Below are 24,858 nucleotides of genomic sequence, written 5' to 3'. Positions count from 1 at the left end.
GATAGCATTCGGATCGCCGATCCTCGATCACTAGGAGATTTCATGACCAGCTCGGACAAGGGTGCCGACACAGGCGCTTGGAAGGCCTCCGCGGAGTCGGAGTCAAAAGCCAAGAAGCTGCGCCTCTACGCCGTCTTGCTGTGGGTGCTCGGCATTGCGGTCGAGATCGGGGCGATCTTCGGTCTGCTGCTCAACAAGTCGATCCTCGAGGAGAAGGCCTCCGTCGACTCCAAGGGCGTGCTGGTCACCGACAACTCGTTCCCGACCTGGGCTTTCGCACTGCTGATCGGCCTGCTGGTTCTCGACGCCATCTTCGTGATCATCGGCTCGCAGCTGTGGAAGAAGGCCAACCACCTCGATCCGGCATCGGAGAAGGACAAGGTCAAGTTCTTCATCCAGAACCAGCTCGGTGCCTTCATCCCGATTGTCGCCTTCTTGCCGATCATCATCCTGATCTTCCTCAACAAGGACATGGGCAAGACGCAGAAGGGCATCGCCGGCGCTGTCGCCATCGTGGTCGCGTTGCTCGCCGCCGTCGCGGGCGTCGACTTCAACCCGGCATCGGTCGAGAAGTACACCGCTGAGAAGCAGGCCGTGATCCAGCTCCTCGGCGAGGACAAGGTCTATTACGCCGGCGGTGGCGAGGTCTACCACGTCTGTGGCGACGTCTCCGACCTCTCGGGCAGCGAGGTCACGTCCGGTACGACCGCGGATGCCGTCGCTGCAGGCAAGCCCCGTCTGACCCTCAAACTCGGATCGGAGCTCGAGAAGTGCGGTCGCGCCGTGCCCAACAACCTCGACGAGATCGTCGCCGCCATCCGTGAGGTTCAGCAGGGCAACGCCACCGAGCAGGTGCTCCCGTCGCCCGACTGGTCCGGCGTTGAAGGAGCGCCGACCGGTGGTGACCTCGACACGCTCAAGGACGCGGTGAAGGACCTTCAGGGCGCTTCCTGATCCAGGCATGAGCAGGGGGAGGGTCAGCGCGGATTGCGCTGGCCCTCCTTCTGATTTCGGCCATTCCGAGTCCCTGCGGGAGTACGTTCAGCGCATGGACAACATCTCGATCGTCGGCGTCATCGTTGCGGCACTCGCGTTCTTCTTCCTCGGCGGTGCCTGGTACACCTTCCTGTTCGGCAAGCAATGGCGCGCCGAGATGGGAATCTCCGAGGAGGAGGCGGCGGGCGCTAGCCCCAACCCACTCATGTTCGTCTACTCGATCCTCGTGTCGCTCGTTGTTGCATTCACCCTCGCGAAGCTGATCAGCGAATCCAGTGTGGGTTATGGCCTGAAGGTCGGCCTGGGAGTCGGCGCTGGTGTGGGAGCCGCGATCCTCGCCCAGAACTACGTGTATGAGTCGAAGTCGCTCAAGTTCTGGCTCATCAACGCGGGCTACGTGATCGTCGGCCTCGGAGTCATGGGCACCATCATTGGAGCGTTCCAGGCGGCTTAGGGGTCGCGCGAGTCTTTCGGCTTGCGTCGCTTCGGGGCCCTCGTTCCGCCCCTCGCTCGCTGCGCTCGCTGGGGGACCCCCAAGGCCCATCCAACTCGGCCGCGGGCGGCCTCGTTAGCGGACGGAGGGGTCAGGTGAGGGGGACGATGGCTTCTATTTGCACCAGGGCGTTGCCCTCGAGCACCGCGACGCCGATGATCGTGCGCGCGGGCGGCACATCGGTGAAAAACTCTAGGCAGACACGATCGATGACGCGGCCGAACTTGATCAGCACAGGCGTGTAGATGGTGAGCTTGATCGCGTTGGACAGGTCAGTCCCTGCGGCCTTGCAGATTGCGTTCAGATTCTTCAAGCACTGTCTCGTCTGATCGCTGATCGCTTGGTCGCCGCCGCCGAACGATGGGTTCAGCGGTCGAGGCAGCATCTGCCCGGTCGTTGGGTCGATCGGGAGCTGGCCCGATGTGTACAGCAGACCGTTGTAGGCGATCGCCTGGCTGGCGCTCTCGGGATCTGACGGTGCATCCGGAGTGAAGATCACGTTGCGTTCCACAGGTCGCTCCCGCGCTTGGTGTCAACGGCTTTGGCTCCGACATACTACGGCGGGAGCTACCTGCTGAGGTCGGGCATCTGTCCATGTCTGAAAGCCGCCAGTAAGTGTCTGAACCAGCGGTCATGATGGACGTATGCACACCGACCACGAACGCTGCTATCGGGCAGTTCAGTCCCGCGACGCACGGTTCGACGGCGTCTTCTACACCGGCGTCAAGACGACCGGCATCTATTGCCGTCCGTCCTGCCCGGCCGTGACCCCGAAACCGCAGAACGTGTTGTTCTACGCCACGGCCGCCGCCGCGCAGGACGCCGGCTTCCGTGCTTGTCGTCGCTGTCGGCCCGACACGACACCCGGCTCGCCGGAGTGGAACGTACGCGCCGATGCCGTCGGCCGGGCGATGCGGCTCATCGGCGACGGGGTGGTGGAACGTGAAGGTGTCGAGGGACTCGCGAGCCGTCTCGGCTACAGCCAGCGCCACGTCACCCGCATGCTGACCCAGGAGCTCGGCGCCGGCCCGCTCGCGCTGGCCCGCAGCAACCGCTCGCACGCGGCACGTGTGCTGATCGAGACCACCGACATGCCGATGTCCGACATCGCGTTCGCCTCGGGCTTTGCCTCGATCCGACAGTTCAACGACTCGGTGCGTCACGCATATGCGCTGTCACCGACCGAGATGCGGGGGAGGCGCCGCGGTACGCCGACCGGGCGCGTCACGGTGAGACTGGCCGTACGCCAGCCGTTCCACGCCGAGGCGCTGATCGACTTCCTGGCCGCCCACGTGTTGCCAGGCGTCGAGGCGGTGCGCGACCGCACGTACGCCCGCGTGCTTCGCCTGCCGCACGGGCTTGGCGTCATGGCCCTGACGCTCCACGACGACCGCGTCGACTGCGAGCTCGAGCTGGCCGACCTGCGCGACACCGCAGTGGCGATCGGTCGAGCCCGCCGGATGCTCGACCTCGACGCCGATCCGGTCGCTATCGACACGGTGCTGGGCGCAGATCCGGCGCTCAGCGCGATGGTCGCCGAGGCCCCGGGCCTGCGGGTCCCGTCGCACGTCGACGGCTTCGAGGTCGCCGTACGCACGATCGTCGGCCAGCAGGTGTCGGTGTCCGGTGCCAACACGGTTCTCGGGCGTCACATCCCGACCAAGGGCACGGAGGTCGACTTCGCGATGGCGCAGACGTACGGACTCACCCACGCCTTCCCGGAGGCCGAGGCGTTCGCCGAGGCCGACTCCGCCAGGATGGGCATGCCGCAGTCGCGCGCCCGCACCATCATCGACCTGTCGCAGGCCGTTGCCGACGGCAAGCTCGAGCTCGATCCGGGCGTCGACCGCGAGGCCGTGCGCGAGCAGCTGCTGGAGATGCGCGGCATCGGCCCGTGGACCGCCGACTACATCGCAATGCGAGCCCTCGCGCACCCCGACATCCTCCTGGACACCGACCTCGTGCTCCAGCGCGAGCTCGACCGACGTGGCATCTCGGCCGAGCACACCGAAGCCTGGCGCCCATGGCGCTCCTACGCCGGCATGCACCTGTGGCGTGCCTCCGCAGCCTACGAAAGGACACCAGCATGACCTCCACACGATGGATGGACTCACCGATCGGCGGTCTGCGCATTCACGCGTCGGCCGGTCTGATCACCGCGATCGACTTCGGCGCCACCAAGCCTCGCAAGGAGCGGGTCAGCGACTCGCTGCTCGACGAGGCCGAGGCGCAGCTCACGGCGTACTTCGCCGGCGAGCTCAAGGACTTCAACCTCCCGCTCGCCAGCGAGGGCTCGGAGTTCCAGAAGAAGGTCTGGGCCGAGCTGCGGCGCATCCCGTACGGTGAGACCGCCAGCTATGGCGACATTGCCCGACGTCTCGGCTACGAGCCGGTGATCTCGCGGGCGGTCGGCGCCGCCAACGGCGCCAACCCGATCCCGATCATCGTCCCGTGTCACCGCGTGATCGGCGCGGACGGCTCACTGACCGGGTATGCCGGCGGGCTCGACCGCAAGAAGACCCTGCTCGATCTGGAGCAGCCGGGACTGTTCTGACGTCGCTGTTCATCTTGACGTGCCATGATCTCGGCCATTCCTAGCGAAGGAGCCTCATGGCGAAGTCGAAGCCGGCGAAGAAAGCCGACAAGAAGACCAAGAACTCAGACAAGCCCGACAAGGCGAAGTCAGAGCTGAAGGACGCCAAGGCAACCATCAAGAAGCTCAAGGCGACGATCGCCAAGCTCGAGAAGGCGGCGAAGTCCTCCAAGAAGACCAAGGCCAAGGCGCCGACGGTCAAGGCCACCACGATCGCGCCGAAGCCCGCCGCAGCGAAGCCGGCAGCCGTCAAGGCTGCACCGGCCAAGAGGGCAGCGCCCTCAGGCGATCCGCGTACGGTCGCTCAGCTCCGGGCAGCTGCCAGGACCAAGGGCATCGCGGGTTACTCGTCGATGCGCAAGGACCAGCTGGTCGCCGCGCTCGACGGTTAGCTGCTGCGGCGGAGCGTCTGCGACAGTCGCTCGGCGGCAGCGACGACCGCTGGGGCGTGCATGCGTCCGGGCTGACGCGTGAGGCGCTCGAGCGGGCCGGACACCGACACCGCGGCGACGACCTTGCCGGAGGGGGAGCGGACGGGCGCTGACACCGAGCCGACGCCGTTCTCGCGCTCGCCGACACTCTGTGCCCAACCGCGACGTCGTACGGCCGACAGCTCCGCTGCCGAGAAGGTGGCCTTGAGGAGCCCCTTGTTCATGCGCTCGGGGTCTTCCCACGAGAGCAGGATCTGCGCTGCCGAGCCGGCATTCATCGTCAGCTGGCCGCCGACGGGGATCGAGTCACGCAGGCCGGTCGGACGATCGGCGGCGGCGACGCACACGCGGAAGTCGCCCTGGCGACGGAACAGCTGGGCCGACTCACCCGTGATGTCGCGCAGACGGGCGAGCACGGGGCCGGCGGCCGCGAGGAGGCGGTCCTCACCGGCAGCAGCGGCAAGCTCACCGAGGCGCGGGCCGAGGATGAAGCGGCCTTGCATGTCGCGCGCGACGAGGCGATGGTGCTCGAGGGCGACCGCGAGTCGGTGGGCCGTCGGGCGGGCGAGACCGGTGCTCGTGACGAGCCCGGCCAGCGTGGCGGGTCCTGGCTCCAGCGCAGCCAGGACGAGTGCCGCTTTGTCGAGAACGCCGACTCCGCTAGAGTTGTCCATGTCTTGATACTGCCGTATCGCATAGTGAGACGCAAGTCTGAGAACAGCCGAGGAGAGTCATGGGCAAGACGCTTGCCGAGAAGATCTGGGATGAGCACGTCGTACGCAGCCATGAAGGCGAGCCCGACCTCCTTTATGTCGATCTCCACCTCATTCACGAGGTCACCAGTCCCCAGGCATTCGATGGCCTCCGGCTCTCCGGTCGCACGGTCCGTCGGCCCGACCTGACACTCGCCACCGAGGACCACAACATCCCGACGACCGACCTCGACAAGCCGATCGCCGACCTGGTGTCGCGCACGCAGGTCGAGACGCTGCGCAAGAACTGTGAAGAGTTCGGCGTACGGCTCCACCCGATGGGTGACATCGACCAGGGCATCGTGCACGTGGTCGGCCCGCAGCTCGGTCTGACCCAGCCCGGCATGACGATCGTGTGCGGCGACTCGCACACCTCGACGCACGGTGCGTTCGGCTCGATCGCGTTCGGGATCGGCACGTCCGAGGTCGAGCACGTGCTCGCCACCCAGTCGCTCTCGCAGGCCAAGCCCAAGATGATGGCCGTCGAGGTCGTCGGCGACCTGCCGGTGGGCTCGACCGCCAAGGACCTGATCCTCGCGCTCATCACGCAGGAGACCACGGGTGGCGGCCAGGGCTACATCGTGGAGTACCGCGGCGAGGCCATCCGCAAGCTGTCGATGGAAGCGCGCATGACGATCTGCAACATGTCGATCGAGTGGGGCGCCAAGGCGGGGCTCATCGCGCCCGACCAGACGACGTACGACTATCTCAAGGGTCGGCCGAGCGCGCCGACCGGCGCCGACTGGGATGCCGCCGTGGCGCACTGGGACAGCCTGGTCACCGACGACGACGCCGAGTTCGACAAGGTCATCACGATCGACGCCTCGACCATCACGCCGTTCGTCACCTGGGGCACCAACCCCGGCCAGGGCGTGCCGCTGTCGGGCAACGTTCCCGACCCGGCGTCGTTCGAGGACGACAACGAGCGCATCGCCGCCGAGAACGCCCTGCGCTACATGGGCCTCGAGGCCGGCACGCCGATGAAGGACATCAAGGTCGACACGGTGTTCATCGGTTCCTGCACCAACGGCCGCATCGAGGACCTCCGCGTCGCCGCCTCGCTGATCGAGGGCCACAAGGTCGCCCCTGACACCCGCATCCTCGTGGTGCCCGGCTCCGTTCGCGTACGCCTGCAGGCCGAGCAGGAAGGTCTCGACGTCATCTTCAAGGACGCGGGAGCCGAGTGGCGCGGTGCAGGCTGCTCGATGTGCCTGGGCATGAACCCCGACCAGCTTGCGGTCGGCGAGCGAAGCGCGTCGACCTCCAACCGCAACTTCGAGGGCCGTCAGGGCAAGGGCGGTCGTACGCACCTCGTCTCGCCCGACGTCGCGGTCGCCACCGGAATCCTCGGACACCTCGCCGGCCCCGCCGACCTGGCCGAGCTCGAAAAGGCAGGAGCCTGATCATGGAGAAGTTTTCGAGTCATACAGGCGTTGGCGCTCCGCTGCGTCGCAGCAACGTCGACACCGACCAGATCATCCCCGCCGTGTGGCTCAAGAAGGTCACCCGCGACGGGTTCGAAGAGGGACTCTTCTCGGCTTGGCGCAACGACCCCAGCTTCGTGCTCAACCAGGACGCGTACAAGAACGCGACGATCCTCGTCGCGGGTCCTGACTTCGGTACGGGCTCGTCCCGTGAGCACGCCGTGTGGGCGCTGCAGAACTACGGCTTCAAGGCCGTCATCTCGCCGCGCTTCGGTGACATCTTCCGCGGCAACTCGGGCAAGGCCGGGCTGCTCGCCGCACAGGTCGACGAGAAGGTCGTGGCGCGGCTGTGGGACTACCTCGACGACAACCCCGGCGCGTCGATCACGCTCGACCTCGAGACTCGTACGGTCAAGGCGGGCGAGGGCGTCGACGCGATCGAGGACTCGTTCACGATCGACGACTACACGCGGTGGCGCCTGCTTGAAGGACTCGACGACGTCGGCATCACGCTGAGCCACGAGGACGACATCGTGGCGTACGAATCGACCCGTCCGAGCTTCAAGCCCGTCACGCTCTGACCCCGACCGCGATTTGTGTCGTTGTGAGCGTCATCGACGCGATTTGACGCCTATAAGGACACAAATCGCGGGGATCAGCGCCAGATCTTGATGCTGGTGATGGTGTCGCCGTCGGTCTCGACGAACACGCGTTGCCCGACCCGCAGGTGCCGGATGTGCTCGGCCACGGCGTCGGCGCCGAACTCCAGCGGCATGCCCTCATCGGTCAGCAGCTGACCAGATCGCACAGCGGGGTCGAATTGGGAGACAGTGCCTTGCATGGCCTTCACAGTAGTGGCGCCGTGCAGTCATAGACTCCCCCTCATGCAGAAACGCGTCGTCCCGCGCACCACGCGGGTCATCCGGTTCTTCCTCCGCCCGTTCCTCCTCGCGATCACCAAGCGTGACTGGCGCGGCATGGACAACCTCCCCGAAGGCGGTTTCGTCCTCGCCCCCAACCACCTCTCTCACCTTGATCCGTTCCTGATCTCGTTGTTCATGCTCGACAACAACGTGCCGCCGCGGTTCCTCGCCAAGGACACGCTGATGTCGCTGCCCCTTGGTGGCCGCATCCTGCGCAACGCCGAACAGATCCCGGTCTACCGCAGCACCGAGGGCGCAGCCGAGTCACTTCGCGCAGCGATCGCCGCGGTCAACGACGACAAGGTCGTCACGATCTACCCCGAGGGCACGATCACCCGCGATCCGGCCGCCTGGCCCATGAGCGGCCGCACAGGGGCCGTACGCGTGGCTCTGGCGAGCGGCAAGCCCTTGGTCCCTGTGATGCAGTGGGGCCCGCAGGCGATCCTCTGGCCCTACACGAAATGGCCCAAGATCTTCCCGCGCAAGACCTTCCAGGTGCGGGTCGGCCCACCGATGGACCTGAGCGCGTACGAGGGCAAGCCGTTGACGGAGGAGCTGCTCCACGCGGCAACCGACGAGCTGATGGACACGCTGACTGCCATGATGGCGGAGGTCCGCGGAGAGCTTCCCTCGACGCCGCGCATCGATGTACATACCTTGAGCAAGCCCAAGACGAACTACAAGCGATTGGACTCCTGACAATGGCCAAGACAGCCGTGATGGGTGCAGGGTCCTGGGGCACCGCGTTCGCTCTGGTGCTCGCCGACGCCGGCAACGACGTCCGTATGTGGGGCCGCCGCGAAGAGCTCTGCGAGACGATCAACACCAAGCACGAGAACACCGACTACCTCCCGGGCATCGAGCTGCCCGACGCCATCTCGGCCACGCATGACCCGGCTGAGGCGCTCGAGAGCGCTGAGATCGTCGTCCTGGCCGTCCCGTCGCAGCAGCTGCGGGCCAACCTCGAGTCGTGGAGCGAGCACATCCCGGACGACGCCGTCATGGTGAGCCTGATGAAGGGCGTCGAGCTCGGCACCCACAAGCGCATGAGCGAGGTCATCGCCGAGATCACGGGTGCCGGGCCCGAGCGCATCGCCATCGTCTCCGGCCCCAACCTCGCCAAGGAGATCGCCAACCGCGAGCCGGCCGCCAGCGTCGTGGCGTGTGCCGACCAAGCCGTCGCCGAGCGGATCCAGAAGGCCTGCCACACCGCCGCGTTCCGCCCCTACTCGATGACCGATGTCGTGGGCTGCGAGCTCGCCGGCACGGCCAAGAACATCATCGGCCTCGCCGTCGGTGTCTGCGTCGGCCTCGGCTTCGGCGACAACACCAAGGCCTCCGTCATCACCCGCGGGCTCGCCGAGACCGCACGCCTCGGCGTCGCGATCGGCGCCGACCCGGTCACGTTCATGGGCCTTGCCGGTATGGGCGACCTCGTGGCGACGTGCTCGTCGCCGCTGTCGCGCAACCGTACGTTCGGCGAGAAGCTCGGTGAGGGCATGTCGGTCGAGGAGGTCACTGCCCAGACCCGCCAGGTCGCCGAAGGCGTGAAGTCGTGCCAGTCGGTCAGCGAGCTGGCGGCGATGCATGGCGTCGAGATGCCGATCGTCGAGCATGTCGCCGCCCTGATCGCCGGCAAGACGACGCCGAGCGAGCTGGTGTCGGCCCTCATCTCACGCCAGGCCAAGCCCGAGAAGGTCTAGCCGCCACTTGTCGACCGGTGCAAACCGGAGCGCGACTGGTGCAGATCTGCGCAACACGCCGTCCCGGAACCCCGAATCTGCACCGCTCGCGGTTGGGTCAGGCGCTGGTGGCGGCGAGGACGTTCTGGATGTCGTCCCAGAGATCCTCGACGTCTTCGATGCCGACCGAGAGCCGGATCAGCCCCTCGGGGACCGTCTCGGACTCACCAGGGTGCCTGCGACGCCGTTCCCACGTCGACTCGACACCGCCGAGGCTGGTGGCATAGGTGATGATGTCGCTCTGCTCGGTCATCTTCTGCGCAGCCTGCGCTCCGGCGACGACCTCGAGCCCGATGATCGTTCCAAACCCGGGATAGCGTGACGACGCGACGAGGCGGTGCGCCGAGAGCCGCTTGTGCAGCTCCTTCGCGTTGGCCTCCGCGCGGTCGAGCCGTACGTGGAGCGTGCGGATGCCGCGAGCGGCTAGCCAGGTCTCCATGGCGCCCGGGATGGCACCGAGCGTCGAACGCCGCTGCTCGATGGCCTTGTGGGCACGTTCGCTGTTGGTGACGATCGCGCCCAGGACGACGTCACTGTGGCCGGAGAGGAGCTTGGACGCCGAGTGGACGACGAAGTCGGCGCCGAGCTCGAGCGGTCGCTGACGCAGGGGAGTGGCGAAGGTGTTGTCGACCGCGACGGCCGTGCCCGCACGGGCGGCCGCTCGGGTGATGGCCTCGATGTCTGCGATCTGGAGCCCGGGGTTGGTCGGCGACTCCAGCCACACGAGCGCGGCGGTCTCGGAGGCGCTGATGATCTCGGGGGTGTTGTCCATGTCGACCAGGCGCAGGTCGATCTGGCCTCGACGGGCGCGTTCCTGCAGCTGGCCTACGGTGCCGTAGTAGGCGCCGCGCGGCGCGACCACCGTCGCATGGGCGGGCACCAGGTCGAAAAGCGCAGTGGTGGCGGCGATACCGGAGGCGAACGCCAGGGCGCGTCCGCCTTCGAGGGCACCGAGCACCTGCTCGAAGGAGTCCCATGTCGGGTTGCCGTGGCGTGCGTACTCGGACTGGCCGCCGGGAATCAGCGCGCTGGCCATCGTGATCGGGGCGTTGAGTGGTCCCCCGGGCACGCGGTTGGGACGTCCCGCGCCGACCGCGATGGTCGAGGGCGAGAGTTCGTGTCCGTGCATGCGCCCCATTGTGACACTGACCGGTATCGTGCTCGGCAATGAGCCTCTCGATGGACCCTTCAGTCGACAAGCCCCGCCTGGCAGTGATCTTTGGCGGCCGTTCCAGCGAACATGGCGTCTCGTGCCTCACAGCACGTGAGGTGCTCGCCGCGATCGACCGCGACAAGTACGACGTGCAGCCGATCGGCATCACGCGCGACGGCGACTGGGTCGTCGAGACGGCCGACTGGACCGGCCTCGGTCCCGGTACCCTGCCCGAGGTGCGTGAGGGCCTTCCCGCGTTCCAGTGGGAGGACCTGCACGGCTTCGACGTCGCGTTCCCCTTGCTGCACGGCCCATGGGGTGAGGACGGCACGATCCAGGGCCTGTTCGAGATGGCCGACGTCAAGTACGTCGGTGCCGGCGTTCTCGCCAGTGCCGTCGGCATGGACAAGCCGTTCACCAAGGCCGTGTTCTCGGCTGCGGGGCTACCCCAGATCCCTTATGTCACGGTGCAGCCGTGGCAGTGGAACGGCCAGCGCGACCGCGTCGTGGCCCGCATCAAGGCGCTGGGCCTGCCGGTGTTCGTCAAGCCGGCCCGTGCCGGCTCCAGCTCGGGCGTGATGATGGTCGAGTCGTGGGATGAGCTCGGCGAGGCGATATCCAAGGCCCGCGACTTCGACCCCAAGGTCGTCGTGGAGGCAGCCGCCAAGAACAAGCGCGAGCTCGAGTGCGCCGTCATGCAGCAGCCCGACGGCACCCCCGTCGCCTCGGTGGTCGGCGAGATCACGGTCGCCGAGGAGTCCAGCCACGAGTTCTACGACTTCGAGGCGAAGTACCTCGACGGCACCAGCGTCAACATCGTGCCGGCAGACATCCCGACGACGCTGAGCGAGCGCATCCGTACGTACGCCGTGCAGGCGTTCGAGGCGATCGACGCCGAAGGGCTGGCCCGTGTCGACTTCTTCGACACGTCGGACGGGCTGATCATCAATGAGATCAACACGATGCCCGGCTTCACGCCGTTCTCGATGTTCCCCCTGCTGTGGGAGGCGAGCGGTGTGTCCTACCCGGAGCTGGTGGACCGGCTGATCCAGCTGGCACTCAACCGCGACACCGGACTCCGCTAGGTGTGGTTCCCAGTGAGGTTGTGAACGCGGTCTGAGGGGACGACGCCGCACAACCCCGGTGCGTCTCCCTGCTCTGCCTTTCCGGATCGGGCGCGGATGCCGCACTCTCTGATCGACCTGGAGTGAAGCGGCACGCCCTAGACGCAGGGCTTGACGACCGGGTCGTGCTTTTCCACCGACGGCGCGATGTCGACCAGGGCGTCGGCAGCGGGATCGTAGTCGCTCGGGACCTCGACGCTGATGTAGAACCGTCGGCCGATCGTGGTGAAGAGATAGCCGTCGGCGATCTTCTCGGTGAACCATCCGACGTCGGCGACCATGTCGCAGCGTGAGGTGGGCTGGAGGTCGGCCGGTGGCGTGACACCGCAGCGCAGGATGATGGCCGGGTCGCCCCACGCGGTCGCCTTGGTGCCCTTGACGAGCACCTGCGACTGGCCGGCGACCTTCTGCGCGCCGTCGGCGTACAACGCCTTGCAGTCGTCCTCGGTGTCAGGTGCCGTCGGGTAGGTGTCGACGACGAGCCCCGAGCTGCAGCCCGCCAGCAGGAGCAGCGCGGGCAGGAGTCGTTTCACGGCTCAGATGCGCACGATCGGGCAGGTCAGTGTGCGGGTGATGCCGGGCACGCCCTGCACCTTGGTGACGACCATGGCGCCGAGCTCGTCGACGCTGGCGCCCTCGGCGCGGACGATCACGTCGTACGGGCCGGTGACGTCCTCGGCCATCGTGACACCCTCGATGTCTGAGATCGCCCGGGCGACGTCGGCGGCCTTGCCGACCTCGGTCTGGACGAGGATGTAGGCCTGAACAGCCATCGTGGAACTCCTTCGTGTGGGCGAGAACCCCAACGTAACGGATGGGATGCACCATGCGACCCGGTACCTGCGCGACAATGCCTTCATGAACTCAGGTACGGGCGGTGAGCCGACGGTTGGCGAGGTCGGCGAGTTCGGTCTGATCGAGCTGATCCGCAAGGGGATCGGCACCAATCCCCACATCCTGATCGGCCCCGGCGACGATGCCGCGCACGTCGCCACGAACGACGGCAACATGCTGGTGTCGACCGACCTCCTGGTCGAGAACCGGCATTTTCGCCGCGACTGGTCGAGCGCCTACGAGATCGGCCGCAAGGCCGCTGCATGCAACCTCTCCGACATCAACGCAATGGGTGGCGTCGCGACGGCGCTGACCATCGGATTCGGGGCACCGGCGAGCCTGCCAGTGTCGTGGGCGGTCGACATGGTGCGTGGCTTCGAGGAGGAGTGCGCCAAGGTCGGCGCGCACATCGTCGGCGGCGACGTCACCTCCTCCGACCTGGTCATCCTCGCGGTCACGGCGATGGGCGATGCCGTACGCCCCGTGCGTCGCGACGGTGCTCTGCCGGGCGACGTCGTCGCGTACGCGGGGCACCTGGGTCTGGCGGGTGCGGGCTTCGCCGCGCTCAGCCGCGGGTTCCGGTCTCCCCGGGCTGCTGTCGACGCCCACCGGATCCCGAGCCCGCCGTACGCCGCCGGTCCGCAGGCTGCCAACGTGGGCGCGACCGCCATGACGGACGTCAGCGACGGTCTGCTCGCCGACCTGGGCCACATCGCGGAGTCCAGCGGGGTCGCGATCAACCTCGAGTCCTCGGCGTTCACGATCCCCGAGCCCGTCGTGACGGTCGGGGAGGCGCTTGGCACTGACGGGCTGGCGTTCGTCCTCACCGGGGGTGACGACTACGCGCTGGTCGCGACCTTCAGCTCCGAGACGACCGTGCCGAAGGGCTGGACCCGCATCGGCGTCGTCGACGACGGGTCCGGGGTGACGGTTGACGGCAAGTCGTACGACGGTCCTGCCGGTCACCAGCACTGGCGCTGACGAATGTCATGGTCGACATCCGGTCGGTCGACGTAGCGTCGAGCCATGAGATCGGGGAACGTCGCCAGCCGTACGGCTGTGCTGGTGTGCCAGGCGCGAGCCGTGGCCGATGGGCGGCTGGCACCCGGCCGGTTCGATGATCCGGTCGCCGCGCGGCTCCTGAACGACGACGAGCGCGTGGCCGTCGAGGAGGCCCGGTCCGACACCCCACCGGACGGCGCCCGCTCACGCATGCAGTGGGAGATGCTGCGCGCGACGGCAGAGGTCATGGTGCCGCGCACGATCGCAATCGATGACGCCGTACGTGAGCGTGCCAATCCGCAGGTCGTGATCCTCGGCGCTGGTCTCGACGGACGGGCCTGGCGCATGCCGGAGCTGACGAATGTGCTCGAGGTGGACCATCCGGCGTCGCAGCAGGACAAGCGGGAGCGTGCTGCCGCGCTGACGCCGCTGGCCGCCAGTCTGCGCTTCGTGCCGGTCGACTTCGGGCGTGACGGCCTGGCCGCCGAGCTGACCGCCGCCGGACACGATCCGGCAGTCGCCACGACCTGGATCTGGGAGGGCGTGGTCTCCTACCTCGCACGGGCAGACGTGATCAGCACGATGGCCGTCATCACGGCTCGGTCGGCGCCCGGCAGTCGAGTGGTGATCAACTACCAGGCGCCGTCGCTGAAGGCATCAGTCGGACGCTGGGTGGTGGGCGCGCTCACGACGATCACGCGCCAGCACAATCCGCTGGCCGGCGAGCCGACGCGATCGACCTGGAGCCCTGACGACATGGCCGCAGAGCTGTCGACCCACGGATTCCCCGTGACGTCCGACCACGATCTGCTGACCTTGGCAGGCGACACCGACATGACGGTCCTGCAGCGCAGCAGCCTGCAGAACGGTCGGGTCGTGGTGGCTGACTACAACCAGTAGCGACGCTTGGGCACGTCGGACTCGCCGGGGATGATGTCGTCCAGCACGCCGCCGTTGGCCTCGATCACCTTGGCCGACGCGATGTTGTCGTCGTCGCAGGTGACCAGCACGGGGTCGATGCCGTGGGCGCGGGCGACGACCATCGATTGTCGCAGGATCTCGGTGGCGTGGCCGCGCCGCCGGAACGGTGGCCGTACGGCATAGCCGATGTGTCCACCGAGCGTGCGGAGGAACTCGTTGAGCTCGAACCGGATCGACGTACGGCCGACGATGACGTCGCCCTCGACGGCGACCAGCTCGGCATGCTTCACGAAGCCGTCGGGCAGGTCGATGCCGTCCTCCCACCCGTGCACGAGGGATACGTACTCGTCCCATGGCAGGTCGGGCCGGAAGCGATAGGACCAGTGGCCGCCCTCGGCCTCGAACTCGCTGATCGCGGCACGAATCTGCGCTTCGTCGCCGACCTCGATGCGTCGAAGGATCACTTCGCCAGATGGCGCCTTCGGCGCGGGACGCTCCCGCTTCGCCAGCGACCTCAGGAAGCGGGAGGTATCCCCAGCAGAGCTCGCTCGGTCGTCGGTCAAGCCTGGATCCGTGCGAACGGCTGGGCGGCTTCGAGCTCGTACGCGATCTCCAGCAGGGTTTGCTCGTCGCCGTGGTCGGCCGAGATGTGGATGCCGATCGGCATGTCGGCGGACGAGCGACCCAGCGGCAGCGAGACGGCGGGACCGCCCGAGGCGTTGTTGAGCGGCGTGAACGCGGCGTACTGGATGAGACGTTCGAACACGACCGGGAAGTCGACGGCGGGGGAAAGGTGGCCCAGCTCCGGCGTGACGTAGCCGAGGGTCGGCGACAAGATGACGTCGACGTCGGCGAATGCCTGGTGGTAGATCTGCTCCGACCTCTTGAGCCCGCGGATCGCCGCCGGTGTCCGCCACGCGTTGCGCTTGAACGTCTTGGCCAGGCCGCGGGTGAACGGATCGGTCAGGGTCTTGTCGAAGTCGGGGCTCATGACGCGTCTGCCGAAGTGCTGCGTCGAGAACGCCAGCAATGCCCAGTAGTGCTTGAAGTCGTCCATGAACTTCTGGTCGACCGGCAGGCCGACCTCGACGACGTCGTGGCCGAGCGACGTGAGCAGCCCGGCAGTGTGCTCGACCGCCTTGCGCGTCTCGTCGTCGGTGGCGACCCCGGTGACTGAGTCCAGGATCAGGCCGATCCTGAGCCGGCGATCCGACGGGCCCTCAACCAGACCGAGCTCCGGCATCCCGGCGGCCGGCTGATGGGTCTGGGTCGCGGCCAGGAAGTACGCGGTGTCGCGTACGGAGCGGGACACCACCCCGTTGGAGATGATGTCGACCGGCAGGGCGGCCGCTGCGTGAGCCTGGACGACACGACCCCGCGTCGGCTTGAGGCCGACGAGGCCGCATGCGGCGGCGGGGATGCGGATCGAGCCACCGCCGTCGTTGGCGTGCGCGATCGGCACGACGCCGGCGGCCACCAGTGCTGCGGAGCCACCGGAGGACGCCCCGGCGGAGTAGGCGGTGTTCCAGGGGTTGCGAGTCGGCGGCAGGGTCGCGTACTCGGTGCTGGCGTTGAAACCGAACTCCGGCATCGTCGACTTGCCCAGCACGGTGAAGCCAGCGGCGAGGAACTGGTCGGTGAACGGCTCGTTGGCGGTGGCGACTCGCGACTTGACCGCGAGGGATCCCTGGTCGGTCGTGAGGCCCTCGTACTCCGTGTTGTCCTTGACGAAGCTGGGGACGCCCGACAGCGGCCCGGGGCGCGGCGCCTCGGACGCCTTCAGGGCGCGGTCGAAGTCCGGGACCTGGATCGCATTGATGGCTGGGTTGACGGCCTCGGCGCGGGCGATCGCGGCTTCGGCGGCTTCACGCGCGCTGATGCTGCCGGCTGCAATGGCAGCGGCGACCCCGACCGCGTCGAGGTCGCCGAGTGCGTCATCGGTGAAAGCGTGGATGCGGGAGCTGGTCTCGTTGGTCACGAGAAGACTCTAGACGGCGATCCCGCACGCCGTCCGGGTTCGTACGAAGGGCAGGTCGGCCTTTAGCGACTGACCTTGCCGGCCTTGAGGCACGACGTGCAGACGTTGACGCGCTTCGGGGTGCCCTCGACGACAGCGCGAACACGCTGGATATTGGGATCGAAACGACGCTTCGTGCGTCGGTGCGAGTGGGAGACGTTGTGGCCGAAGCCAGGTCCCTTGCCGCACACATCACAGACCGCAGCCACGGCGAACTCCTGTTGAATCAGATTGCTTGGACGTTTGAGGGTGCCTTTGACGAGTCCGTCGGAAGACAACCGCTCAAGAATAGCCGATCACCCAACGCCAACGCGAATCCGCCGAAGCCGAGGCCGCCCGCGGCCGAGCGTTGACGCGGGTTGAGCGTCCCGCGGCGAAACCGCCACCGTGAAACCTCGTGAAGATGATTCCCCGACGCGCCTCAGGATCCACGGTCCGTGGACGGCGAAACGTGGTGAGGTCGCCATCCAACGCTCGAGTTCCGCTGCGGGGCCGTCGGATCTCGCGAGACAATCGGCTCGTGGCTGTGCTCCGGATGATCCTCGTGGACAACACCCCGTCTGTCTGTGGGGGCGTCGATGACCGAGACCTCTGAGGCCAAGGCGGAGACCAACCGTCAGCGGATCATGCTTGTCCTGCGCAACCCGCGCGTACGTCGTCTGCAGCTCGCCTTCCTGGGCTCGACGCTCGGCGACTGGGCCTTCGCGACGGCGATGGTCGTCTGGGCCTACCAGGACGGTGGCGCCACAGCGGTGGGCGTCTACCAGGCCGTGCGTTTCATCGTCCTCGCGGTGGCCGGGCCGATCGGGAGCGTGCTCGCCGATCGGATGTCGCGGCGACTCTTCATGATCACGACCGACGTGCTCCGTGCGGTCCTGGTCGGCGGGGCTGGGCTGATCGTGGTGGCCGACGGACCGTCCTGGGCCGTGTACGTCCTGGCGATCACGGCCGCCATCATCGGTGCTCCCTTCCGTGCCGCGGAGGCTGGGCTGCTGACGGAGCTGGTCGAGTCGCCCTCGCAGCTCACGACGGCGAATGCGCTCTCCTCGAACATCGAGAGCGTCATGATCTTCGTCGGGCCCGCGCTGGCCGGCGTGATCATCGGCGTGTCCGGCGTGGAGGAGGTGTTCTGGCTCAACGCGGCAACGTTCGTCTGGTCGACCGTGATGCTCCTCGGCGTACGGGCCAAGCCGAGCGACATCAGTGCAGGGCCGGCGGATCCGGAGGACGGGGAGGCCAAGGCGGGCTTCTGGAAGCAGCTGTCGTCCGGGTTCGGGCTGATCGGGCGCGACCGGGACCTGCGCAGCGTGGCGATCCTCGCCGGTTCGATCGGGTACGCGTGGGGCGCGATGACCGTCTTCATGGTGCTGATCGCCATCGACACGCTCGACTCGGGACCGAAGGGGCTTGGCTATCTCAACTCGGTGCTCGGTGTCGCCACCGTGGCGGGCAGCCTCCTGATCCTCGGTCGACTGAGCAGCTCTCGTCTCGGCCAGGACCTGGTCCTGGGAGTCGTCGTGGGTTGGGGGTTGCCCCTGCTCGCGCTGGCTGCGTTCCCGTCGGCCGTCACCGCCGTCGCAGCAATCGTGGTGATCGGCCTGTGCGAACCACTGGGCTCACTCGGGATCGACACCATCCCGCAGCGGCTCACGCCCTCGGCCATGGTCTCTCGCGTGTTCTCGGCGATCGACACCTGCCTGGTTGCTCCGATGGCGGCCGGTGCGTTCGTCACGCCGGCGCTCGTTGACTGGCTCGGACTGCGCGGAGCGCTGGCCGTCACCGCTGCGATTCCCCTGGTGGTCGGCGTGACACGGCAGTCGCGGATGCGCGCTCTCGACGAGCGACTGACGGCGCCGGCGGAGATGGCCCTGCTGCGCGACGTCCCCGCATTCGCCGAGCTGCCGGCACCGGCACTCGAGCTTCTCGCACACGCCGCGGATCGCGTACGGGAGGCCGCCGGGACAACGGTTCTCGCTGAAGGTGATGCGTCCGATCGGTTCTACCTGATCGTCACCGGCGAGGTCGAGGTCACCCAACAGGGACGGCTGCTGCGTACCGAGGGACCGTCGGAGTTCTTCGGCGAGATCGGCCTGCTTCGGGACGTCCCGCGTACGGCCACCGTGAAGACCACGGTGGATTCAGAGTTCCTGGTCATCGAGCGCGAGGACCTCCTTGCGGCGGTCAGTCAGACAGCCGATTCGATCAGCGCGTTCGACGACGTGATTGCGCGTAGGCTCCGCGCGTGAGCGTTGGAGACGCGTCGAGGACGTGTGAGGCGTGCGGCGCAACCGGTCAGGCCGATGCCGCCTTCTGCTCTTCCTGCGGAACGGCATTCCCGGCGGCGGCCTGCGTGTCATGCGGTGCCGATCTGCCCCCGGGTGCTCGGTTCTGCCCGGCCTGCGGCACGCCCAGCGGCGCACCTGCCGGCGCTCCCGAGGCGACGCGCGAGCCGGCTCAGCCGCAGGGCATGGCGCGAAAGATCACCAGCGTGCTGTTCGGTGACCTCGTCGGGTTCACGACGCTGTCGGAGAGCAGGGACCCTGAAGAGGTCCGCGAGCTGCTGACGGACTACTTCGAGGAGTGCCGCGCCGTCGTCGCACGGTACGGCGGTGAGCTGGAGAAGTTCATCGGCGACGCCGTGATGGCGGTGTGGGGCCTGCCGGTGACCCGGGAGGACGACGCCGAGCGCGCCGTCCGGGCCGGCCTGGAGCTGGTCGAGCGAGTCTCTGCGCTCGGCGAGCGGATCAACGTGCCGGGGCTGTCCATGCGGGTCGGCATCACCACGGCCGAGGTGGCGGTCACCCTCGGCGCAACGGGTCAGGGGATGGTGGCCGGCGATCCGGTCAACACCGCCGCCCGGATCCAGGCCGCCGCCGCGCCCGGCCAGGTGTGGATCGACGAGACCACGCGTACGTTCACCTCATCGGCCATCACGTATGACGACGCCGGCTCGCACGCCATGAAGGGCAAAGCAGAGCCCGTCCCGCTCTGGTCCGTACGCGCGGTGGTCGCGAACATCGGCGGGGATCGACGCGACGACGGGCTCGAGGCCCCACTGATCGGTCGCGACCGCGAGCTCCGGCTCGTCAAGGAGGTCTTCCACGGGATCCAGGCCTCGTTGCGCCCCGGGATGCTCGTGGTCGACGGCGAAGCCGGGATCGGCAAGTCACGACTGGGTTGGGAGTTCGAGAAATATGTCGACGGCCTCGACGCCGACGTGCTCTGGCATCGCGGGCGCTGCCTGTCGTACGGGGAGGGTGTGGCCTACTACGCGCTTGCCGAAGCCGTTCGCAGCCGGATCAGCGCCTTGGCGGGTTCGGGCGCGGAGGACCCGGACGGACGCCCGCCGCTGCACGAGGCGCTCGTGGCCTGCGTGCACGAGGAGTCCGACCGCGAGTGGCTCGAACCGCGCCTGGCCGCCCTCCTCGGGCAGGACACGAGCACGGCGTTCACCCGAGACGACCTCTTCCTGGCCTGGACGACGTTCTTCAGGTACGCCGGCGAGGCGGCGGACGCGCCGGTGGTGCTGGTCGTCGACGACGCGCAGTACGCCGACGACGCGCTGGTGGACTTCCTCGAGCACCTGCTCACCGCCGCGGACTTCTCCGTGTTCGTGCTGGTCCTCGCTCGGCCGGAGCTGCTCGCCGAGCACGCTGGGCTGGTCGGCAATCGGCGTGTCACGGTGGTCCACCTGGAGGCACTGTCCGACGCCGAGATGGCTGAGCTGGTGGACGAGCTCGTCACCGGCGTGCCGGACGAGATCCGGTCAGAGCTGGTCTCTCGCGCCGAGGGTGTGCCGCTGTTCGCGATCGAGACCGTGCGTTCACTGATCGACCAGGAGGTCGTCGTGCTGCGTGACGGCGCGCACGTGCTCGCAGATCCGGATGGCGTCGACCTGACGACGCTGGCCGCGCCGAAGACCCTGCAGGCCCTGATCGCTGCCCGGCTCGACACACTGCCCGAGGACGAGCGCCGCGTGGTGGACCGCGCAAGCGTGCTGGGCCTGGTGTTCACCGATCAGGGGATCACCGCCATCTGCGAGGACGTACCCGACCTCGAGCACGCCCTCGCCAACCTGTTCCGACGCGAGGTGCTGCGCCGCGAGACGGATCGGATGAACTCTGAGTTCGGGAGCTACCGGTTCGTGCAGGGCGTCGTACGGCAGGTTGCGTACGGGATGTTGGCCCGGCGCGACCGCAAGGCAAGCCACCTCAACGTCGCCACCAAGCTCGCTGCGGAGCTGGCAGTGCGCAGCGAGGCGTACGAGCTCGCTCCGATCATCGCCCAGCACTACCTCGACGCGATCGACGCGGTGCCCGGCGATCCTGATGTGCCCGAGCTGACCCAGGCGGCTTCCGAGCACCTCGAGCTTGCCGCTGATCGGGCCGCCGGTCTCGGGGCGCCGCGCGAGGCGGCTGCCTATCTGGCGCTGGCGCTGGAGCGATGCGCGCCCGAACGTCGGCTCGCGGTGCAGAGCCGGCTGGCCCGCCAGCTCCGGTTGAGTGGCGATCACGGCGCAGCCATCGAGCACGCGGGGGAGGCCGTCATCGGCTTCGAGGCGGCCGGAGACCTCCTCGGCATGGCAACCGCGACCGAGGATCTCGCCCGAGCGCTCGTCTACGACGAGGGCGACCTCGGCCGTGCCGAACAGCTGGTGCGCGACATGCTCGAGCGGCTGCCGGAGGTGCCCACGGACCCACCGGTGCTCGAGGCTCGTTTCGACCTGGTGGGCGCGCTGGCAACCGTGCTGCTCAGCACGGGCGGCTCGGGTCTCGCGGCGGTGGCGCAGGAAGCCCTGACCCTGGGCGAGCTGACAGGGGATCCGCGCAGGATTGCGGACAGCTGGTCGGTGCAGGCGCTCAGCTGCAGTGACTCCATGCCGCACCTGGCGGCGTTGCTGTTTGAACAGGCCGCGACGTTGGCCGGGGAGCACCGCGCAGTTCGCGAACGCAGCGCGGCGCTGCTCAACCTCACGGCCCTCAAGACGTTCGAGGACGTGTCGGAGGCGATCCTGACCGGCCGGGAGGCCATGGAGAGCGGTCGGGAGATCGGTGAGGAGATCGTGCTCGCCTTCGCCACCAGCAACCTCGCCACGGCTCTGCTTCTCGACGGTGAGTGGGAGGAGGCCGCACTTCTGGCCGGGCGCGAGGACGTACAGAAGTTCCTCGCATTCACGTCTGACATCGCCCTGCGCTACCAGGCGATCGCCCGCGGCGAGGACCGAGCGCCGGTCGTCGAGATGGCAGACCAGGCGCCGGAAGGCATCGAGGACCCGACAGTTCTCGCCGAGTACTACACCGACAGGGCTCTCGAGTCGCTCGGAGCCGGTCGCGCTGATGCCGCTCGGCTGGCCATGGAGGGGGTACGCCGCATCGTCGAGTCGGCGTCCACCTCGATCGACATCTGGTTGATCTGGATCATCGCGGCCGAGGTTGTCAGGGCGCAGGGGGATCGGGAGTCCGCTGTTGCACTGCTGGAGCTCGCCACCGTACGCGGCGGCCCGCTGCCGCAAGGTGTTCGCGCGCAGCATGCCCGCCTCCGTGCGTTCGCCGGTGAAGACGGATCGCTCACCGACGAAGCGGTCGAAGAGGCCTATCGGGACGCGCTCTCAAGCGCGCGCGGATGGGGCGCATCGCTGTTCGAGGCGCACGTCGCTGCCGATCTGGGGAGGTGGGTGGCACGCCAGGGGCGACACGACGAGAGCAACGACCTGGTGGATCAAGCCCGTGAGGTCTACCGGCGGATCGGCGCAACACGGTGGCGGGACGACCTCCCTCAGCGATTCTGAGTCCAGCATCCGTGCCAGCACGGACGACAGGGGAACGGCGCAGGCGTAGAACTGAGCACAGCACGACACCGAACCCGGGCAGCCGGGAAACTCCGACTTCCGGGAGCGCACGATGGCCGTCTCGAGCGTTGGCGCCATACCGCGATCGATCGACTGGGCGCTCCTCGCATCACTGCCCGAGGTCGAGCGCGAGCAGCTGCTCGCCCGGACCCGTCGGCGTGGCTACGCGCGCAACGAGGTGCTGGTCCGCGAAGGCGACCCATCTGACAGCCTCCACCTCGTGGAGCAGGGTCGGCTCGCCATACGGGTCGACACAGCCGCCGGGGACACCGCACTGCTGAACGTGATCGGTCCAGGTGACTGGTTCGGAGAGCTCTCCCTGCTCGGGAACGGCAATCCAACGCGTACCGCAACCGTCGTCGCGCTCGAACCCGCGACGACGCGGGCGTTGACGACCTCCGCCTTCGCCGATCTTCGCCAGCGTTATCCCGCGAGTGGAGAGCTTCTGCTCTCGCTGCTGTCGAGCCGCGTCGAGGAGCTGAGCATCCGGCTGGTGGAGACGATGTACGACAATCTCGACCGGCGCGTACACCGCCGGCTGCTGGACCTGGTCAGGGTCTACGGCGACGGCGATCCCGGGCATCCGGTGACTGTGCCGTTGACGCAGGAACAGCTGGCCGGACTCGTGGGTGGGACCCGGCCGAGCGTCAACGAAGTACTCCAGAGGCTGGCCCGCCGCGGCGTCGTCGAGTTGGGGCGTGGCCGGATCGTGGTCCACCAGCCCAGCAGCCTGGGCCAACTAGCGTCATGAAGTCGACGGTTCTTGTGTCGGCTGCCCGACGGAACCACCCGAGAAGTCCGAGGAAGGTATCAACCAGCGGGAGAGTCCCGATCTCCCACAACCCCAGGAGAACATCATGGTCAATCCACGACGACCCGACGATTCAGACGTCGAGGGCCACCGCGTACTGCGTGACAGCACTGATGAGGAGCTCGGCGAGGAGACTGACGTCGAGGGGCACCGCGTACTGCGCGCCAGCTCTGACGAGGAGCCCGGCGACGACGACGTCGAGGGGCACCGCGTCCTTCGAGTCAGCCCTGACGAGGACTCCGAAGTTGAGGGTCACCGCGTTCTCCGCGCCCCGAACAAGGACGACGGGGACGACACCGAGGGCCATCGCGTTCTCCGCTGATTGCTCTGCGGTACGAGGCCCCGGCTCGGGTGGGGCCTCGTACCGTTGTCACCGATGACCGGAGGCACGGACTGTGAGCACTGAGGATCTGACCCGTTCGGTGGCAGCCGTACGCGTGCTGTTCGACGCCGCGGCGTGCTCCTGCGCCTTGGCGAGCCCGGACGGTGCGAGCCTGACCTTCACGGCGGCCGACGGTGTCGGGTCCGCCGAGGTGATCGGCATCGAGGTGCCCGTCGGGCGCGGGCTGGTGGGTTGGACGGCGATGTCGGGCCAGCCGATTGCCGTACGAGACGTCCGCAGCGATGCCAGGTTCGCTCGTGACATCGCGGAGAGCACCGGCTACGTGCCGACGACGATTCTGGCTGCGCCGTTCTTCGACTCGGGGGGCGAGGTCATCGGAGTGATGGAGGTCCTCGATCCGGGCATCGACCTCTCGGGTGACTGGCCATTGGCCGTGCTGGGCACACTCGCCTCGCAGCTCGGGGCGATCGTTGCAGGTGATGGGCCGTCAGAGTCCGATCGACGGTTCCTGGACCTCGGTCGCCGAGTCGCCCAGTTGGTGGAGAACAACCGCGGATGAGCGGGCTCCCGGCCTGGTCGGAGGCGTTCGCCTCGGACCACCTCCCTGATCTTCCCTCGCTTCCGCTCGAGGACGCGCGGGAATGGGCCTTCGGCGGCTCGACCGGCGCCGGCGTGTCTGTCGCGATCGTCGACAGCGGCATAGACGCCGATCACCCCGATGTCGGCGGCGTGGCCTCCGCCGTCGCCATGGAGTCGGACGACACCCGCAGCGAGGGCTATCGGGCAGTCGAGGGGCCGCACGAGGACCTGTACGGCCACGGCACCGCGTGCGCGGCGATCGTCCGCTCCATGGCGCCCGACGTCGAGCTGCACAGCATCCGGGTCCTCGGCTCGAACCTGAAGGGTCGCGGGCTCCTGTTCCATGCCGGTCTCCTCTGGGCAGTGGATCACGGCTTCCATGTCGCGAACCTGTCGCTGTCGAGCAAGAGCGAGTCGATGTACGCGCCGCTGCACGAGGTGGCCGACATCGCCTACTTCGCCCGTACGTTGCTGGTCTGTGCGGCGAACAACCAGCCCGGTCCGACGTACCCGTCGGAGTTCGCGTCGGTCGTCTCGGTCGCGTGCAGGCCCAGCGACGACCCCTGGACGCTGTCGGCGAATCCCCAGCCACCCGTCGAGTTCGGTGCTCGGGGGATCGACCTCGAGGTGGCGTGGCTCGACGGCGGCAGCACCGTCGCAACCGGCAACAGCTTTGCGGCTCCGCACGTCACCGCGATGGCCGCGCTGATCCTCGCCAAGCATCCGGGTCTGGTGCCCTATCAGGTCAAAGCCGTGCTGCAGGCTGTGAGCGACAACAGCAGCAGGACCGGCAGTGCGCACGATGCATGACTGCCGTGCCGGCCACGCGCCGTGGGTCCGCCGGGTGTGGGTCGCCGACCGATAACCTCGCC

The 24,858-nt window shown here is 67.9% G+C and carries 27 protein-coding genes; 17 read left to right on the top strand and 10 right to left on the bottom strand.

Annotated elements, in window-relative coordinates:
• The first annotated feature begins 42 nt into the window (after window positions 1–42).
• Window positions 43–954, top strand: a complete 912-nt coding sequence (locus tag ABD683_RS00620) for a hypothetical protein (protein ID WP_344766393.1) — start codon at window positions 43–45, stop codon at window positions 952–954.
• Between the two features lie 94 nt (window positions 955–1,048).
• Complete coding sequence (locus ABD683_RS00615) at window positions 1,049–1,450, top strand: DUF1761 domain-containing protein (protein WP_344766391.1); 402 nt, start codon at window positions 1,049–1,051, stop codon at window positions 1,448–1,450.
• Window positions 1,451–1,580: 130 nt separating this feature from the next.
• On the opposite strand, the gene ABD683_RS00610 is transcribed toward ABD683_RS00615, so the two are convergent.
• On the bottom strand, window positions 1,581–2,000 hold the full coding sequence (locus tag ABD683_RS00610) for a RidA family protein (RefSeq protein WP_344766389.1): 420 nt from the start codon (window positions 1,998–2,000) through the stop codon (window positions 1,581–1,583).
• A gap of 133 nt (window positions 2,001–2,133) precedes the next feature.
• Here ABD683_RS00610 and ABD683_RS00605 point away from each other — a divergent pair, with 133 nt between their 5' ends.
• Genes ABD683_RS00605 through ABD683_RS00595 form a run of 3 tightly spaced genes read left to right on the top strand, consistent with a single transcriptional unit; the run spans window position 2,134 to window position 4,474 of the window.
• Window positions 2,134–3,579: a DNA-3-methyladenine glycosylase 2 family protein gene (locus ABD683_RS00605; RefSeq protein WP_344766387.1), complete on the top strand. Its 1,446-nt coding sequence runs from the start codon at window positions 2,134–2,136 to the stop codon at window positions 3,577–3,579.
• Window positions 3,576–4,043 carry a methylated-DNA--[protein]-cysteine S-methyltransferase gene (locus tag ABD683_RS00600; RefSeq protein WP_344766385.1) on the top strand — a complete coding sequence of 156 codons (468 nt, stop codon included), beginning with the start codon at window positions 3,576–3,578 and terminating at the stop codon, window positions 4,041–4,043. Before ABD683_RS00605 ends, ABD683_RS00600 begins: the two co-directional genes overlap by 4 nt.
• Window positions 4,044–4,099: 56 nt before the next feature.
• A complete protein-coding gene (locus tag ABD683_RS00595; RefSeq protein WP_344766383.1) occupies window positions 4,100–4,474 on the top strand; it encodes a Rho termination factor N-terminal domain-containing protein in 375 nt (124 codons plus the stop codon).
• Here ABD683_RS00595 and ABD683_RS00590 read toward each other — a convergent pair.
• On the bottom strand, window positions 4,471–5,187 hold the full coding sequence (locus ABD683_RS00590; RefSeq protein WP_309970699.1) for an IclR family transcriptional regulator: 717 nt from the start codon (window positions 5,185–5,187) through the stop codon (window positions 4,471–4,473). The genes ABD683_RS00595 and ABD683_RS00590 overlap by 4 nt on opposite strands.
• Before the next feature lie 59 nt (window positions 5,188–5,246).
• Here ABD683_RS00590 and leuC point away from each other — a divergent pair, with 59 nt between their 5' ends.
• Together leuC and leuD are read left to right on the top strand one after the other, a co-directional pair.
• A complete protein-coding gene (gene leuC / locus ABD683_RS00585) occupies window positions 5,247–6,668 on the top strand; it encodes a 3-isopropylmalate dehydratase large subunit (protein ID WP_344766378.1) in 1,422 nt (473 codons plus the stop codon).
• Window positions 6,669–6,670: 2 nt separating this feature from the next.
• Window positions 6,671–7,270 (top strand): 3-isopropylmalate dehydratase small subunit, encoded by a 600-nt coding sequence (gene leuD, locus ABD683_RS00580; RefSeq protein ID WP_344766376.1) that lies wholly within the window; start codon window positions 6,671–6,673, stop codon window positions 7,268–7,270.
• A gap of 74 nt (window positions 7,271–7,344) precedes the next feature.
• Here leuD and ABD683_RS00575 read toward each other — a convergent pair whose 3' ends face one another.
• Window positions 7,345–7,530, bottom strand: coding sequence for a hypothetical protein (locus ABD683_RS00575; RefSeq protein WP_344766374.1), 186 nt, complete (start codon window positions 7,528–7,530; stop codon window positions 7,345–7,347).
• A 43-nt stretch (window positions 7,531–7,573) separates the two neighbouring features.
• Between ABD683_RS00575 and ABD683_RS00570 the strand changes: the two genes are divergently transcribed.
• Together ABD683_RS00570 and ABD683_RS00565 are read left to right on the top strand one after the other, a co-directional pair.
• Window positions 7,574–8,311 (top strand): lysophospholipid acyltransferase family protein, encoded by a 738-nt coding sequence (locus tag ABD683_RS00570; RefSeq protein ID WP_344766372.1) that lies wholly within the window; start codon window positions 7,574–7,576, stop codon window positions 8,309–8,311.
• A 2-nt stretch (window positions 8,312–8,313) separates the two neighbouring features.
• A complete protein-coding gene (locus ABD683_RS00565) occupies window positions 8,314–9,315 on the top strand; it encodes an NAD(P)H-dependent glycerol-3-phosphate dehydrogenase (RefSeq protein ID WP_344766370.1) in 1,002 nt (333 codons plus the stop codon).
• Between the two features lie 97 nt (window positions 9,316–9,412).
• On the opposite strand, the gene ABD683_RS00560 is transcribed toward ABD683_RS00565, so the two are convergent.
• Complete coding sequence (locus tag ABD683_RS00560) at window positions 9,413–10,483, bottom strand: trans-sulfuration enzyme family protein (RefSeq protein WP_344766368.1); 1,071 nt, start codon at window positions 10,481–10,483, stop codon at window positions 9,413–9,415.
• A gap of 50 nt (window positions 10,484–10,533) precedes the next feature.
• Here ABD683_RS00560 and ABD683_RS00555 point away from each other — a divergent pair, with 50 nt between their 5' ends.
• The gene (locus ABD683_RS00555; RefSeq protein ID WP_344766365.1) at window positions 10,534–11,592 is read left to right on the top strand and encodes a D-alanine--D-alanine ligase family protein; all 1,059 of its coding nucleotides are present in this window, start codon (window positions 10,534–10,536) and stop codon (window positions 11,590–11,592) included.
• Between the two features lie 137 nt (window positions 11,593–11,729).
• Here the strand turns inward: ABD683_RS00555 and ABD683_RS00550 are convergent, their stop codons facing one another.
• Window positions 11,730–12,164 (bottom strand): DUF3515 family protein, encoded by a 435-nt coding sequence (locus ABD683_RS00550; protein ID WP_344766363.1) that lies wholly within the window; start codon window positions 12,162–12,164, stop codon window positions 11,730–11,732.
• Window positions 12,165–12,167: 3 nt separating this feature from the next.
• Window positions 12,168–12,404, bottom strand: coding sequence for an Lrp/AsnC family transcriptional regulator (locus tag ABD683_RS00545; RefSeq protein WP_344766361.1), 237 nt, complete (start codon window positions 12,402–12,404; stop codon window positions 12,168–12,170).
• 85 nt (window positions 12,405–12,489) lie between these two features.
• On the opposite strand from ABD683_RS00545, the gene ABD683_RS00540 reads away from it, so the two are divergent.
• Both ABD683_RS00540 and ABD683_RS00535 read left to right on the top strand, forming a co-directional pair.
• Window positions 12,490–13,446 carry a thiamine-phosphate kinase gene (locus ABD683_RS00540; RefSeq protein WP_344766358.1) on the top strand — a complete coding sequence of 319 codons (957 nt, stop codon included), beginning with the start codon at window positions 12,490–12,492 and terminating at the stop codon, window positions 13,444–13,446.
• A gap of 45 nt (window positions 13,447–13,491) precedes the next feature.
• Window positions 13,492–14,367 (top strand): class I SAM-dependent methyltransferase, encoded by an 876-nt coding sequence (locus ABD683_RS00535; protein WP_344766356.1) that lies wholly within the window; start codon window positions 13,492–13,494, stop codon window positions 14,365–14,367.
• On the opposite strand, the gene ABD683_RS00530 is transcribed toward ABD683_RS00535, so the two are convergent.
• The 3 genes from ABD683_RS00530 to rpmB all read right to left on the bottom strand — a co-directional run bounded on the left by ABD683_RS00530 (window position 14,355) and on the right by rpmB (window position 16,614).
• On the bottom strand, window positions 14,355–14,852 hold the full coding sequence (locus ABD683_RS00530; protein WP_344766354.1) for a GNAT family N-acetyltransferase: 498 nt from the start codon (window positions 14,850–14,852) through the stop codon (window positions 14,355–14,357). The two genes, ABD683_RS00535 and ABD683_RS00530, sit on opposite strands and share 13 nt — an antisense overlap.
• 95 nt (window positions 14,853–14,947) lie before the next feature.
• On the bottom strand, window positions 14,948–16,366 hold the full coding sequence (locus tag ABD683_RS00525) for an amidase (protein ID WP_344766351.1): 1,419 nt from the start codon (window positions 16,364–16,366) through the stop codon (window positions 14,948–14,950).
• A gap of 62 nt (window positions 16,367–16,428) precedes the next feature.
• On the bottom strand, window positions 16,429–16,614 hold the full coding sequence (rpmB, locus tag ABD683_RS00520; RefSeq protein ID WP_309972351.1) for a 50S ribosomal protein L28: 186 nt from the start codon (window positions 16,612–16,614) through the stop codon (window positions 16,429–16,431).
• Window positions 16,615–16,983: 369 nt separating this feature from the next.
• Here rpmB and ABD683_RS00515 point away from each other — a divergent pair, with 369 nt between their 5' ends.
• The 3 genes from ABD683_RS00515 (at window position 16,984) to ABD683_RS00505 (ending at window position 23,004) form a co-directional block, all read left to right on the top strand.
• Window positions 16,984–18,651 carry an MFS transporter gene (locus ABD683_RS00515; protein WP_344766348.1) on the top strand — a complete coding sequence of 556 codons (1,668 nt, stop codon included), beginning with the start codon at window positions 16,984–16,986 and terminating at the stop codon, window positions 18,649–18,651.
• Window positions 18,648–22,193, top strand: a complete 3,546-nt coding sequence (locus tag ABD683_RS00510) for an ATP-binding protein (protein WP_344766346.1) — start codon at window positions 18,648–18,650, stop codon at window positions 22,191–22,193. Before ABD683_RS00515 ends, ABD683_RS00510 begins: the two co-directional genes overlap by 4 nt.
• Window positions 22,194–22,305: 112 nt before the next feature.
• Window positions 22,306–23,004, top strand: a complete 699-nt coding sequence (locus ABD683_RS00505; RefSeq protein ID WP_344766343.1) for a Crp/Fnr family transcriptional regulator — start codon at window positions 22,306–22,308, stop codon at window positions 23,002–23,004.
• Window positions 23,005–23,137: 133 nt separating this feature from the next.
• On the opposite strand, the gene ABD683_RS00500 is transcribed toward ABD683_RS00505, so the two are convergent.
• Window positions 23,138–23,371: a hypothetical protein gene (locus tag ABD683_RS00500; protein WP_344766340.1), complete on the bottom strand. Its 234-nt coding sequence runs from the start codon at window positions 23,369–23,371 to the stop codon at window positions 23,138–23,140.
• Between the two features lie 88 nt (window positions 23,372–23,459).
• Here ABD683_RS00500 and ABD683_RS00495 point away from each other — a divergent pair, with 88 nt between their 5' ends.
• Both ABD683_RS00495 and ABD683_RS00490 read left to right on the top strand, forming a co-directional pair.
• Window positions 23,460–23,966, top strand: a complete 507-nt coding sequence (locus ABD683_RS00495) for a GAF domain-containing protein (protein ID WP_344766337.1) — start codon at window positions 23,460–23,462, stop codon at window positions 23,964–23,966.
• Window positions 23,963–24,796 (top strand): S8 family serine peptidase, encoded by an 834-nt coding sequence (locus tag ABD683_RS00490; RefSeq protein ID WP_344766334.1) that lies wholly within the window; start codon window positions 23,963–23,965, stop codon window positions 24,794–24,796. Before ABD683_RS00495 ends, ABD683_RS00490 begins: the two co-directional genes overlap by 4 nt.
• Window positions 24,797–24,858: the final 62 nt, after the last annotated feature.

The sequence above is a fragment of the Aeromicrobium panaciterrae genome, from assembly GCF_039537165.1.
In the GTDB taxonomy this organism is placed as follows: Bacteria; Actinomycetota; Actinomycetes; order Propionibacteriales; family Nocardioidaceae; genus Aeromicrobium; species Aeromicrobium panaciterrae.
Note: the sequence above shows the minus strand (reverse complement) of the source record. Positions and strands in the feature narration are given on the sequence as shown.